We start from the raw sequence: 11,803 nt of genomic DNA, 5'->3' as shown, positions 1-11,803 counted from the left end.
GGTTCGGCGAACCGCTAACCGGTTCACCGCCCGAACCGCGAACCACACGGCCCGGCCCCGGGATGAACGAACCACCCCGGGGCCGGTTCGGGCAGCAGCGCCCGTGGGGCCGGTCTCGTCCCCGGCCTCTCCCCTCATCCTCCCGCACCGCGAACCGCCCCCGAACCGAAAGGACGCCCTTGTTCACCATCGACCGCGACATCCGCATCGCCACCCTGCGCGAGCTTCTCCACGACCGCAGCCAGACGCTCGCCAACCTCCCCCAGGACTCCCGCTCCCACGGCCGTCTCCTGGCCGAGTGCGAGTCGATCAGCGACGAGATCGCCCGCCTCCAGCGCTGCATCGACATCCCGCGCTCCGTCGCGCTGTCCGTGCCCGTGCTCCTGGCCGTCCTGGTCCTCGCCCTCATCAGCTGACCCGACGGTCGGCCCCGTGCCCGGCCCGCGCCGCCCTGCTCTGTCACCCAGGCCGGGGCAGGAGACGCGCGATCCGGGCACGGGACCGGCCGCCCGGCCGACACCACCGATCCCGGAAGGACCCACCACCATGCGCCAGCCCACCACCCCCGACCAGCAGACCGAGACACCCCAGACCCCCGAGTCCGCCGCCGAGACCATCCGCTACACCGCCGACGTCGTCGCCACCACGCCCGACGGCCGCGTTCTGCTCATCGAGCGGGACTGGCCGCCGTTCGCGGGCTGCTGGGCTCTGCCCGGCGGCCATGTCGACGCCGGCGAGACGAGTCGTCGGGCCGCCGCGCGCGAGCTGGCGGAGGAGACCGGCGTGCGCGTGGACGCCGACGGCCTGCGCCAGATCGGTGTCTGGGACGAGCCGGGCCGCGACCCGCGCGGCCGGTACGTCACCGTCGCCTACCTCGCCGTCGTCCCGGACACCACCGTCGTCACCGCCGGGGACGACGCCCGCACCGCCCGCTGGTGGAAGCGGGACGACCTGCCGCAGCTGGGGCTGGCGTTCGACCACGCCGCGATCGTGGCCGCCGCCCTCGACGAGGGAGGGCCGTTCTGACGGCCCTGACCGCCGCCCCGGCCACCGGAAACGCTTCTGCGGTCGTCACTCGTACCGGTCGAAAACCGCCGACTCCCCGGACCGGACACCGCCGCACTGCGGAAACTGACCACACCACTCACGAAGGGATCCTGATGCACCACTTCGTCACCCTGTCCGGCGTCGCCGCCGCCATCGTGGCCCTGTGGGCCGTCCAGCTGACCATGCTGGCCCTCCACCTCCGCCACACCATCCACCACGGCATCAACGACCCCGCCAACGAGAACCGCGAGTTCGCTCTGGTGACCGCCTGCGTCATTGCCACGGTTCTCAACGCGGCCGGCGGGGGAGGCGCGGTCGGCGACGGCCTCAACGCCACCGCATGGGGATGGACCTTGGCGATCCTCGCGGTCGGCACCACGGCGTCCTACCTGCTCCTGACCTACGCCACCAACTGGGACGCGCGGACCTGGTGGGACGAGCGGAAGAACAAGGCCGGCAGCGCCGACGGAGCCGTCGAAACCACGGCCTGACAGCCCACCGCCCCTTAACCCGGGCCCTCTGCTCCAACCTCGGAGCAGGGGGCCCTTTCCCTGCCCGCACCGGCCGAAGAACGCGCCGCGGCTTGCCCGCGCCCGTAGCCCTGGCCGTGCCCGTGCTCCTGGCCGTCCTGGCCCTCACCCTCATCAGCTGAACCGGCCGCCCGGCCCGCACCGCCCGCCCGGCACCCAGCCCGGCGGGCGGCGCGCATCCCGGGGACGGGACCGGCCGCCTGGTCACCCGGCGACCGCCATCCGCCCGACCCGCCAACCCCGCAGAACCGGAGACCCGCATGCCCGCCATCACCTTCGACCGCTTCCCCACCTCGCCGCTGGCCCTGCGCACCAACGACCCCGCCGACCACGCCCGCCGACGCGCCTTCTCCTGCCAGATGGCCCAGACCGCCACCACCGCCCGCGACCACCTCGCCGACCTCTTGGCTACCGCCACCAGCACCGAGGAACGCATCGCCGCCCTCACCGCCGTCCATACCTCCGTCACCGACTGGCGCCACCAGGCCGCCGTCCACGCCACCGGCCGCGTCGGACGAGGCCTCGCCCACAACCCGGCCCGCTTCCGCACCCCCATCGCCGCAGCCGGCACCAACTACGACCGCCTCGGCCCGGTCGGCCGACTGCGCGACGGCTCCACCTGGCACCCGACCACCCGCACCTACCGCGGCGGCACCGACACCCCCGCCTCCCGCGCCATGGCCCACTACGGCCTCGCGGCCCAGCGCCGCTTCGCCCGCGAAGCCCCCGCCGCCGACATCCTGCAGAACCGGGTGACCCTGCCCGACGGCCGCACCATCCCCGGCAACCGGCTCCTGCGCGGCCACGCCGCCCGCCAGGCCGCCGCCGCCCTGACCGCCCGCATCACCGCCCGCGGCCTCGACCCCGCCCACGTCGAAACCGGCGGCCACCTCCTCTACACCGCCACCCCCGACCCGGCCGACGCCACCCTGCTGCGCGCCGAGGCCCTGCGCATCCTCGCCGGCCCCGGCCTCACCCCCCAGCTCTTCCTGACGGCCCGCTACGTCCTCTTCCAGGCCCCGGTCATGAAGAAGGGATCCGACGCCGTCACCCGCGTCTTCACCGTCGCCGTCGCCGACCTCCTCCTCGGCACCGACGCCCCCGCCCTGCCCGCCGACATCGACCTGCGCTGCTACGTCCTCGGCCAGCAGGCCGCCACCCGCCCCTGACCACGGAACACCCACACCACCACCGAAAGGACCCGCCCTCATGAACCTCACCTTCGACCCCGGCACGCTGGTCGTCCTGGTCGGCGGCAGCGGCGCCGGCAAGACCACCTTCGCCACCCGCCGCTGGCCCGCCTCCTGGCGGCTCAACCTCGACTCCTACCGCGAGATGGCCACCGACTCGGCCGCAGACCAGTCCGCGACCCCGGTCGCCGACCAGGTCCAGACGCTGCTGCTCGACGCCCGGCTCTCCCGCGCGCTCACCACCGTGATCGACTCGACCGGCCTGTACGCGCACGTCCGCGCCAGCCTGCTCGCCCGCGCCCGCTACTGGCAGCGCCCGGCCTGCGCGGTGCTGTTCGACGTCTCCCTGGAGCGCCGGCGCCTACAGAGCTCCGGCCGGGAGCGCGTCGTCCCGGACCACGTCCTGCTCGACCAGGAACGCCTGATGCCGAGCGCGGAGCAGCTGCTCGGCGAGGGCTTCGCCCGGGTCGAGACCGTTACCGCCACCAGCCCGGCCTACCTCGACCCGGCCCCCGTCGGCCGCTGACCAGACCGGGGGGGAGCCCGTGCGTGCATCCGACCTCGACCCGACCGGCGAGCACCACGGCGGCCTGCCCACCTATCCCTGGCGCTACCAGCCGTCCCCGGACCTGATGACCCGCCGCCAGCTGCGCGCCGTCGGCCTGCGGCCCGGCGGCCAGGAGCCGGCTGCCCAGGTCGTCTGCCGGGGCGGCCTTCGCTACGCCTACCTCTACCGCCACTCCCTCGCCCTGCCGGTGCGGCCCATGACCGCGGCCCGCTGGCGCGCCCACCAGCGCATGATGCTCGCCCGCCGCACCTGCCCGCTGTGCCGCACCGTCAGCGAGATCTGCATCCCGACCGGCCTCGGCTGCTGCCTGGACTGCGCCGACGGCCTCGCCCTGGCCGAGCTCGCCCAGCTGCTTGAGCTCGCCCGCGCCGCCGCCGTCCCGGCCTGACCCGTTCCGAGCGGACCGCCGCCGCCGGCCCCGGACCCCGACCGCACCCAGCTGCCGGCACCACCGGGACCGGCGCGGCTGCCCGGTCACCCCGACCCGCAGACCCGACCGAACAGGGAGCACCGCCCCATGACCGACAACCTCGCCCGCCTCACCGCCGCCCCCGACCTCAGCCTCGTCACCGTGGACGGCGTCATCACCGAGGTCACCGGCTACAACCCCCGCCAGCTCGTCCTCACCGACGACACCGGCTCCATCGACGTCACCGTGACCACCAGCTGCGTCGGAGGCCGCACCACCAACGACAACACCGGGCTCATCGGCACCTACGCCATCATCGCCGGCCGCCGCGAGGACACCGGCCACGTCCTCGCCGCCGTCGTCCAGCTCGCCGACCGCACCGCCGCCCGCGACCTCCTCATCGCCGCCACGCTCTCCGACCTCTCCGAGAACGTCATCCAGCTGCTCGCCACCACCACCAGCACCACACCCCGGGCCCTGCCCCCCGGCCCCCGCCGCGCCAACTGACCACCAGCCACCCCCGCCGCCGCCCGACCTCCGCGCACGGGCGGCGGCCCACCTCGCACCACCCGCACCCTCTGGCACCCCTCGAAAGGCACACCACCCCGTGAACCTCGACAACCCCCGCATCCCCGCCGCCACCGCCACCGCCACCCTGGAGAAGCTGATCACCGACCTGGTCCCAGACCCGCACGACGGCCGACTGCGCCGCGACGACGCCTACACGATCGTCCTGGCCGCCCTCGACCACCTGGAGGGCCTGGGGCAGCGCCGCACCACCGTCGGCGAGCTGTACATCTGGTCGCGCTGCATCCCCGGCGGCGAGATGCTCGGCGGCCACGACCGCCTGATGGCGCTCCTGGAGCAGGCCGCCGACCACGGCCGCATCCGCCTCGACCACGGCCAGGTCCACATCGGCGACGCGCCGACCGGCGGCGGCCCCGGACACGTCTGGATGCGCCAGCTCACCCAGGGCGGCGCCACGGTGGAGCTGATCGGCGCCGAGCCCTGGCCCCTCGGCACCCACGCCCACGACGACGCCAAGGCGTGGTCGTACTGCACCGGCTGCCGCGTCGGCACCGCCCAGGCTGACGCCATGTACGTCTACGCGGTCCGCCAGGAGGTCACCGACCACGCGGCCACGTGCTCCTGGCTGCCGCCGCTGCCCGACGCGAGCTGACCCGCCACCGTGACCAACGAACCCGCAGTCACCCCGCCCACCCCGCCGACGGATCCGGACGACTGGGGCGACGACCCCACCGGTGCCTGGTCCCCCGAACCCCCGCCCACCGACCGGAACAACGAGTGAGCGCCCACGACCCGGCAGTCGACCGCGAACTCCAGGGCCACGCCCTGGACGCCCGGCAGCTCGCCGACGCCGCCCGGCACTACGCCGACAGCCTGATCCGCGGCGCGCGCACCGAGGACGCCGACCACCTCGCCTCCCTCGCCACCCGCCTCTCCCGCCAGGCCCACCGCATCGACGGCATGCGCGAGATCACCCGCCGCACCCCACCCACCACCCCGGAGGTCCGATGACCACCAGCCCGCCCCCCGACCAGGGCACCCCGCAGTACCGGGCCGACCTGCGCGACCTCGAACCCCTGGCCGCCCGCTGGGCCGCCCAGCGCGACGGCCGGCCCGTGCCGCCCCTGGACCAGGCCGGCCGCAAGGCCCTCATCCGCACCCTCACCGAGGCCGCCGCCCGAGGCGCCGCCCTCAACCCCCAGGCCGCCCGGCTCGCCCAAGCCCGCGCCGACCAGCTGCGCGCCGGACTGGACTGAACCCCGCACCCGACAGGACCGGCCCGGCCCCGCACCGCGAGGCCGGGCCGCCCCACTCCCGGAGGCCCCGTTGACCCGCGCCGCACCCGGCCCGCACCCGCACCCGCTCACCCCGGCGCAGCTGCCGCCCGGCACCGCCTGGTGGCACACCTGCCCCGACTGCCGAACCGCGATCCAGGGCGGCCCGGCCGGCCTCACCGCCCACCGCCGTATCGCCCACCGACCCGACCCGAGCGACCGCCGACAGGCCATCACCATCCAACTCGACCACTGAGGAGAGCACCCTTGACCGTCGTCCCGCTCCACCCCGACTCCCCCGCCAGCCACGCCGTGGGCGTGGATTTCGACCTCACCCTCTGCCTGCACGATCAGGGCTGGCAGGACGGCCGGATCTACGGCGACCCCATCGCCGGCGCCCTGGACGCGCTCCGCGAGCTGCTCGCCGTGCGCGCCGTCTTCGTCGTTACGGCCCGAGCCCGTCAGTACCACCCGGCCGTTGCCGCCTGGCTGACCCACCACGGATTCGACGCGGTCGTCGACGAGGACCCCGACCGCTCCCACTGGACCACCCGCGGGCTGGTGCTCGTGACCAACAAGAAGCTCGGCGCGGCGCTGTACGTCGACGACCGCGGCATGCGCTTCGAGGGCGACTGGACCACCACCCTCGCCCAGGCCCGCCACGCCATCGGCCTCGCCCCCGAACCGGCCCGCGCCACCAGCTGAGCCCGACCGCCCTCGCCGCAGCCGCCCTCCTCACTGCGGCCTGACGGTCGAACCCGACAACGACGAAGGCCCACACCCGAGCTGGGTGTGGGCCTGTCCCGTTTCAGCAGACGTCGTCGCTCTCGAATCAACGGGCGCCTTGACCTGCTCCGACACGGTCGAGCATCAGCTCAGCGACAGCAGTCAGATCCTCAGGAGAGAGCTGTGCCTCCAGAGCCGTGACGATCGCTGACGGAGAAGTCAGCGGGATCACGAGCTGCTGCGCCAGACTCTGCCGGTCCGCCGAGGTATTAACGCCGTTAACGGTGGAAGCACCGGCACTGCCCGGCACCACGCTGGCCGTCGGGGTATTAACGGCGTTAACGGTCGGGGCAGGAGGCTGCCCTTGGACCGGCTCCCTGCGCGCAGCGCGCTGGCGCGGGGTGTTAACGGCGTTAATGGCTTCCACCGCAGCCGAGGCCTGCTGCTCCTTGGGCAGCCGACCGATCCGGCGCGCCGACTCCACCTTCAGGCTGCCGGTCTCCACCTTCTCCTGCAGTTCAGGGGTGAGCTCCAGCAGAGCCAGCCGTTGTGAGACCCAGGCTGGCGTCTTGCCGAGGCGCTTGGCCACCTTGCCCTGCGAGCCATGGACCTTCACGAGATCCTGGATGGCCTTCGCCTGATCCAGCGGAGGAACATCCACCCGGTGGATGTTGGCGATCAGTGCACCTTCCAGCATGTCCTCAGCACTCACCGCCAGATCGTCGTTGACATCGATCCGCAACTCCGCCAGCTCCGCAAGATGTGCCGCGGCCAGCCGCCGATTGCCGTCAATGACGACGTACTCAGCTTCGCCCAGTGCGCCGTCGTGACCCGGATGCACGGCGAGGAAGGAATTCCGCCGGACCACGGCGACCGGCTGGAGCTGCCCTCTCTGCTTGAGCGACTCGGCAGTCTCCTCCAGCTCGGTGAGATCATCACGAGGGTTGAAAGGGTTGTGCGCGAGCAGCTTCAACTCGACCGACGTCGGAGGACGCCGCCCCTCGCCGTTCATGATCTGCTGGCGGGTACGGACACGACGAGGCCCAGGGTCGTTGTCCTGGCCGTCGTCGTCGATGCTGAAACCGCGAGTGATTCGCTGCGCGGGGGGTGTCATACGGCAAGCTCCTTCGCCAGGTCGCGCATCACCTGCGCGTGTTCGCTGTCGGGCGCGTACTCCAGCAGAGGAATCTCGCCGTCCGCCGCCTCACGTCCTTCCTTCAAGTCGCCGATGACGGCCAGGACTGCGGGAGAACTGCTCTTCTCCCACTGGTCCTTGTTCTCCTTGACGAGCTTGCCGCGGCGGCTGTCGTAGGCGTTGATGATCAGCCCGAGGTAGTCGACCTGGATGCGGCCCTTACGGCACAGGTCGTCCATCTGCGACTTCAGCAGGCGGAAGGCCCGGTGGGAGGCCTTGTTCGCCCAGACCGGGGTGATGACCCCGGAGCGATCTGCGAGCTCGCCCTCACGGCGTCGCACATAGTAGAGAGCGGTGTCCATGTTGAGGCCGAGGCTGGGCGGCCCGTCGATGATGATGACGTCGTAGTCCGCCTCAAGCGGCTCCAGCGCGCGCTCCAGCGCGGCTTCGCTGAAGCTGACCTTCGAGAGCGCGATGTCGCGCAGGAACGCGTCGTCCGACGCGGGAAGCAGGTGCAGCCGCTCCCCGAAGCGCGCCCCATCGAGGGCGACCAGCAGGTTCCGGATGTCGCCCTTGGCGCTCCCGTCCATGTGCATCATCAGCGTCTCGACCCCGTCCTCATACATGAGGTCCTCGAAGCCGAGCTCGGCCGTCAGGTGCCCCTGCGGGTCGTAGTCGACCAGCAGCACCCGGCGGCCGGACTCCGCCAAGGCCTGGGCCACACCAGAGGAGATGAAGGTCTTCCCGACCCCGCCCTTCTGATTCGCGACTATGACCCGGACAACGGGCTGCGCGACCAGCGGAGCAGAGGGCGACGGGTGACTCTCCAACCACAGCGTCAGGGCCTGAGCCAGTCCCTGAACGTACGTCACCCCGCGCTCGGCGCACTCGTCCTTGAAGCGCTCCGGTTCTCCGGGAGGCAGGAATGTGCCCCACGTCTTCGCGCCGGTGGTGTCCACCTCCGGCGGGGTGTCCGCCTCGTACCACGCCTTGATTGCGTGCTCGGCGGCCTCCTGGATGTCCAAGCCGTGCTCGAACGCCCGGATCTTGAGATGACGCCGCAGCTGCGGTGGGAGAGAGGTAATTAGCTTCTCTCGCTTCTGACTGGCCATAGGGCTGCTCATAGGACCGAACATTACTAGGTCACCTTGCTGAAGCATCCAAGCCACCCCGAACCTCATCGGTCCGGACTATCAACAGCCCGGACACCAGCATGTCCGACAGGGCATAGTTCAACCCGGTAGATCCACCCCCGTGGTTAGGAGAGCAACGTGGTGTCGTGGCGAGATGCGGTCCAGCCGACCGTGCGAGTGCTGCTCCAGCAGTAACGACCACACGGACCCCCACCTCGCGCCCGCCGCCCAGAGCACCGACGTCGTGACGGCCGACCTCGGGCTGCTGGAGGTCCCGCACCAGCTGGTGCGGGTGGCCCGGCGCCGAGGCACGCATCCCGTAGGGGCAGACGGCCCCACCCCGGCATGGAGGCGGGGCCGAATGTGACAAAACGTCAACCAGAACCGTTGCTCTCGCCCTACCGTCAAGACACGGACCGACCGGATCGAGGGAGACATCGTGGCGCAGCGAAAGCACCTGGACTGGGCCAAGGACTACGCGGAGCAGGCCAAGATCGCGGTGGAGAAGGTCACCGAGCCCGGCCATCGGGCGATCACGTTGGCACTGCTCGCGTTGACCGAGGCAGTACTGGAAGCCGGCTTCGACGTCGACCGCGTCGGCAGCGAGCTCAACGGCCTGCGCGACGACGTCCGTGACGTGCTGACAGACCGCGGGTAGACGGACGACGCCTTCGGCCTGGCACCCCAGGGTGTCGGGCCGAGCCACAGTGCACACCTGCGGCCGCCATGCGCAGCGGCGCGGAACGAAGAGGGGAAGCAGCGGTGTCGTGGAGGAACGCGGTCCAGTCGGCGTTGCGCGTGTTGCTCCAGCAGGACGCCCATGCGGATCCGCACCTGGAGCTGCTACGTCTCGGTGCGGAGAACCCGAATGTTGCCGCCGACGACATCACCGTCACCCTGGTTCTGGGCAGCGCGCTCGTCACAGGCACTCCCAGGTCTCCACGGAGACCTGGGAGTGCCTACACCTCGACCAGCTGCGAGAACACGATCACGACCTGCGCCGGGTCGTGAAAGAGGCGATCGGGCACCTGGACGATGCTGCCGACAAAGGCCGGCGCCGCCGCGAGGTCGACCGTCGCTTCCTCCATCTGCGCGATGTCACCTACCGATCCGGCCGGACCGCCCACTCTCTGCCGACCTGGCGCGGCCCTATTGCCGCAGTCAGCGGCTGGACCCTGGGCGCACCCGAGAAGGGCTGACCAGCAGCAAGGGGACACCCCCCGCCATCGGTCCCGTTCGCTCAGCGCACCATCACCCAGCCGCCGACGTCGCCGAAGCCACGATCGGCTGGCCACATGGCCGACGAACACCGACCTCCCGCCAACCGGGATGGACTTCCACATCCAGAGGGGAAACCACCAGTGAGCGCCGTTGCCGAAGCGCTGTACCCGCTGCACGAGCTCGCCACCGACCTGGCGGCCAAGGACATCGAGAACGGGGCCACCCAGTCCAACGACTTCGAGAGCTTCGGCGCGATCCTCTTCAACCTGCTCGAAGCCCACCAGCACCAACACCGGGTCCAAGGGCACTCCGCGACGTCCGACGCGCACGGGGACGCCGGGCTACACCTCGCCCAGCAGGAGGCCCAGGACACCGTTGCGCTCGCCGAACTGATCCGGGACTTCAACGAGGTGACCCGCCTTCGCCTGCGCATGATCGCCACCGGCAGCCGGGATCCCGGGCGCGAGGCCGAGACACTTGGGAAGGCCGCCGCCGCGGTCAACGACCTGACCCGGGACATCCTGTTCGACCTCGGTCTCGCCGTATCCCGCGGAGCTGACGGAGGCGGCGGGAGCTTTCCGTCCGGGGAGGTGCTTCGCAACGCCCGGTCGGCCCTGGCCTCCCTGCTGGACCGCTCCAACGCCCTGGCGGCGACCGTCTCCTCGATCGAAGGGTGGCGGAACACCCTCGTCGTCGCGCACCGCGCCCTGACCACCCCGAACCGGCCCCCCTACGACACGACCGAGCCCGTTCGCGCCTGGATCGCCGACAACCAGGGCAAGCCCAACATCCTGCTGACCCGAGGGCGGATTGCCGCCGGCGTAGGAATCCATAGCTGGGAAGTCGGCCGAGCTTTGGCCAGGCTCGACGTCACCTATTCTCCCACCACCGGCTGGACCACCGGCTGACCGACCGGCCCCAACGCCAGGAGGCAGCCACCCCTCAGGGTTGCTGCGTAGCGGGCTGGCTATTGCCGCTTCGCCAGCGTTCGGTGCCGGTCAGCACGATCTGCACGCCGCCGTGGATGGTGGGCGAGGCCTCTATGGGGCTCTGCGCGGTCATGAAGCGGCGCGGTGGCGGCGTGGCCAGCGTCGCCGCCGGAGCTGCGTTTCGCACGCCGGGCTGGGCCGGCAGACACCGCCGCCGGCCAGGCCCCGCCCGGAGCCGGAGGGGCGCCCTACCTGGTGCTTGGGCATGACCGGCCGCGATCAACCCAGGTTTTCGTCGTAACCGTCGGTCTCCAGCTCGCGGATCCGCCCCGCTGGCCAGGCCCGTCGGCCACCGGCCCGGGGGTGCCCGGCCGCAGCATTCGCAGCCCGCAGCAAGCCAGGGCGGCGGCCCGGCCCCCAACGCCCCGTACAGTCGATGAGGACCAAGACCAGGAGTACGAAGGCAGGCCAGTGACACACCGCGGCGAGAACGCCCAGATGATGACCTGCACCGAGTGCAGGGCGGTTGTCGAGCGCACCCCGTACCGCTCCGGCGCCTGCCCCGGCTGGCCCTGCCACGCCCACCCCCGCCCAGAGGCCCAAAGCCGCCTCGACGCCCTCCTCCAACCAGGCCCCGACACCACCTGGCCCAGCACCGCCCAGCTGCCCCGGCTCCCGGCACCCACCACCACCCGGGTCCGCCCGACCCGCACACGCCGCCTCGCCGCGCTGCGCCCTCGTCGGCTCCCAGCCGCCCGGATCCCCGTGCAGGCCGTGGCCGCCGTCCTGGTGGCCGAGGTCGCGTCCGGTCGTTAACGCCGGGCGAGTGCCCCGTCCGTGGCAGGACAGAGCACGGGCCACCCCAGTGCCCATTTGTCAGGTCAGCCTCACAAAAAGGTACTCAGCTAGGGAGCGTATTTGGTCGTGATCAAGGAATGGTCTTGGCGAGGTCCTTGATCCAGATCATCGAGGCGCGGAGGTGGAGGCCGGCGAGGTAGCTCTCGGGCTTCTTGTCGAACCGGGTGGCGATGCCCCGCCAGGCCTTCAGCCTGTTGATCAGGCGCTCGACGGTGTTCCGCTCCTTGTAGAGCTCGACGTCGTGGCCGACTGGCC

General features: G+C 71.8%; 18 protein-coding genes and 1 pseudogene. 15 read left to right on the top strand and 4 right to left on the bottom strand.

Going from position 1 to position 11,803, the window contains the following annotated elements; translation table 11 throughout:
* Positions 1-179 precede the first annotated feature (179 nt).
* The 12 genes from ACFVYI_RS33105 to ACFVYI_RS33050 all read left to right on the top strand — a co-directional run bounded on the left by ACFVYI_RS33105 (position 180) and on the right by ACFVYI_RS33050 (position 6,251).
* The gene (locus tag ACFVYI_RS33105) at positions 180-416 is read left to right on the top strand and encodes a hypothetical protein (protein WP_380580873.1); all 237 of its coding nucleotides are present in this window, start codon (positions 180-182) and stop codon (positions 414-416) included.
* A 130-nt stretch (positions 417-546) separates the two neighbouring features.
* Positions 547-1,026 (top strand): NUDIX domain-containing protein, encoded by a 480-nt coding sequence (locus tag ACFVYI_RS33100; protein ID WP_387892430.1) that lies wholly within the window; start codon positions 547-549, stop codon positions 1,024-1,026.
* 134 nt (positions 1,027-1,160) lie between these two features.
* A complete protein-coding gene (locus tag ACFVYI_RS33095) occupies positions 1,161-1,538 on the top strand; it encodes a hypothetical protein (RefSeq protein ID WP_387892429.1) in 378 nt (125 codons plus the stop codon).
* 299 nt (positions 1,539-1,837) lie between these two features.
* Positions 1,838-2,746 (top strand): hypothetical protein, encoded by a 909-nt coding sequence (locus tag ACFVYI_RS33090; RefSeq protein WP_387892428.1) that lies wholly within the window; start codon positions 1,838-1,840, stop codon positions 2,744-2,746.
* 40 nt (positions 2,747-2,786) lie between these two features.
* Positions 2,787-3,293, top strand: a complete 507-nt coding sequence (locus ACFVYI_RS33085; RefSeq protein WP_387892426.1) for an AAA family ATPase — start codon at positions 2,787-2,789, stop codon at positions 3,291-3,293.
* A 19-nt stretch (positions 3,294-3,312) separates the two neighbouring features.
* Positions 3,313-3,723 carry an RRQRL motif-containing zinc-binding protein gene (locus ACFVYI_RS33080; RefSeq protein WP_387892424.1) on the top strand — a complete coding sequence of 137 codons (411 nt, stop codon included), beginning with the start codon at positions 3,313-3,315 and terminating at the stop codon, positions 3,721-3,723.
* 129 nt (positions 3,724-3,852) lie between these two features.
* The gene (locus tag ACFVYI_RS33075; protein ID WP_387892422.1) at positions 3,853-4,251 is read left to right on the top strand and encodes a hypothetical protein; all 399 of its coding nucleotides are present in this window, start codon (positions 3,853-3,855) and stop codon (positions 4,249-4,251) included.
* 100 nt (positions 4,252-4,351) lie between these two features.
* Positions 4,352-4,924: a hypothetical protein gene (locus ACFVYI_RS33070; protein WP_387892420.1), complete on the top strand. Its 573-nt coding sequence runs from the start codon at positions 4,352-4,354 to the stop codon at positions 4,922-4,924.
* Between the two features lie 125 nt (positions 4,925-5,049).
* On the top strand, positions 5,050-5,283 hold the full coding sequence (locus ACFVYI_RS33065; protein ID WP_387892418.1) for a hypothetical protein: 234 nt from the start codon (positions 5,050-5,052) through the stop codon (positions 5,281-5,283).
* A complete protein-coding gene (locus tag ACFVYI_RS33060) occupies positions 5,280-5,528 on the top strand; it encodes a hypothetical protein (RefSeq protein WP_387892416.1) in 249 nt (82 codons plus the stop codon). The genes ACFVYI_RS33065 and ACFVYI_RS33060 overlap by 4 nt, the downstream gene beginning before the upstream one ends.
* Positions 5,529-5,598: 70 nt before the next feature.
* On the top strand, positions 5,599-5,802 hold the full coding sequence (locus tag ACFVYI_RS33055; protein ID WP_387892415.1) for a hypothetical protein: 204 nt from the start codon (positions 5,599-5,601) through the stop codon (positions 5,800-5,802).
* An 11-nt stretch (positions 5,803-5,813) separates the two neighbouring features.
* Positions 5,814-6,251: a hypothetical protein gene (locus tag ACFVYI_RS33050; protein ID WP_387892413.1), complete on the top strand. Its 438-nt coding sequence runs from the start codon at positions 5,814-5,816 to the stop codon at positions 6,249-6,251.
* A 127-nt stretch (positions 6,252-6,378) separates the two neighbouring features.
* On the opposite strand, the gene ACFVYI_RS33045 is transcribed toward ACFVYI_RS33050, so the two are convergent.
* Positions 6,379-7,386, bottom strand: a complete 1,008-nt coding sequence (locus ACFVYI_RS33045) for a ParB/RepB/Spo0J family partition protein (RefSeq protein WP_387892412.1) — start codon at positions 7,384-7,386, stop codon at positions 6,379-6,381.
* Positions 7,383-8,531, bottom strand: coding sequence for a ParA family protein (locus tag ACFVYI_RS33040; RefSeq protein ID WP_387892410.1), 1,149 nt, complete (start codon positions 8,529-8,531; stop codon positions 7,383-7,385). The genes ACFVYI_RS33045 and ACFVYI_RS33040 overlap by 4 nt, the downstream gene beginning before the upstream one ends.
* A 448-nt stretch (positions 8,532-8,979) precedes the next feature.
* On the opposite strand from ACFVYI_RS33040, the gene ACFVYI_RS33035 reads away from it, so the two are divergent.
* Entirely contained in the window at positions 8,980-9,198 is a 219-nt protein-coding gene (locus tag ACFVYI_RS33035) for a hypothetical protein (RefSeq protein ID WP_387892408.1), read from the top strand.
* Positions 9,199-9,499: 301 nt separating this feature from the next.
* Here the strand turns inward: ACFVYI_RS33035 and ACFVYI_RS33030 are convergent, their stop codons facing one another.
* Positions 9,500-9,628 carry a hypothetical protein gene (locus ACFVYI_RS33030; protein ID WP_387892407.1) on the bottom strand — a complete coding sequence of 43 codons (129 nt, stop codon included), beginning with the start codon at positions 9,626-9,628 and terminating at the stop codon, positions 9,500-9,502.
* 273 nt (positions 9,629-9,901) lie between these two features.
* On the opposite strand from ACFVYI_RS33030, the gene ACFVYI_RS33025 reads away from it, so the two are divergent.
* Both ACFVYI_RS33025 and ACFVYI_RS33020 read left to right on the top strand, forming a co-directional pair.
* Positions 9,902-10,669, top strand: a complete 768-nt coding sequence (locus ACFVYI_RS33025; protein ID WP_387892405.1) for a hypothetical protein — start codon at positions 9,902-9,904, stop codon at positions 10,667-10,669.
* A 492-nt stretch (positions 10,670-11,161) separates the two neighbouring features.
* The gene (locus ACFVYI_RS33020; protein WP_387892404.1) at positions 11,162-11,506 is read left to right on the top strand and encodes a hypothetical protein; all 345 of its coding nucleotides are present in this window, start codon (positions 11,162-11,164) and stop codon (positions 11,504-11,506) included.
* A gap of 112 nt (positions 11,507-11,618) precedes the next feature.
* Here the strand turns inward: ACFVYI_RS33020 and ACFVYI_RS33015 are convergent.
* A pseudogene (locus tag ACFVYI_RS33015) lies at positions 11,619-11,803 on the bottom strand (IS5/IS1182 family transposase); the annotation flags it as partial.

This window comes from Kitasatospora sp. NPDC058218, assembly GCF_042882445.1.
Classification (GTDB): Bacteria; Actinomycetota; Actinomycetes; order Streptomycetales; family Streptomycetaceae; genus Kitasatospora.
Note: the sequence above shows the minus strand (reverse complement) of the source record. Positions and strands in the feature narration are given on the sequence as shown.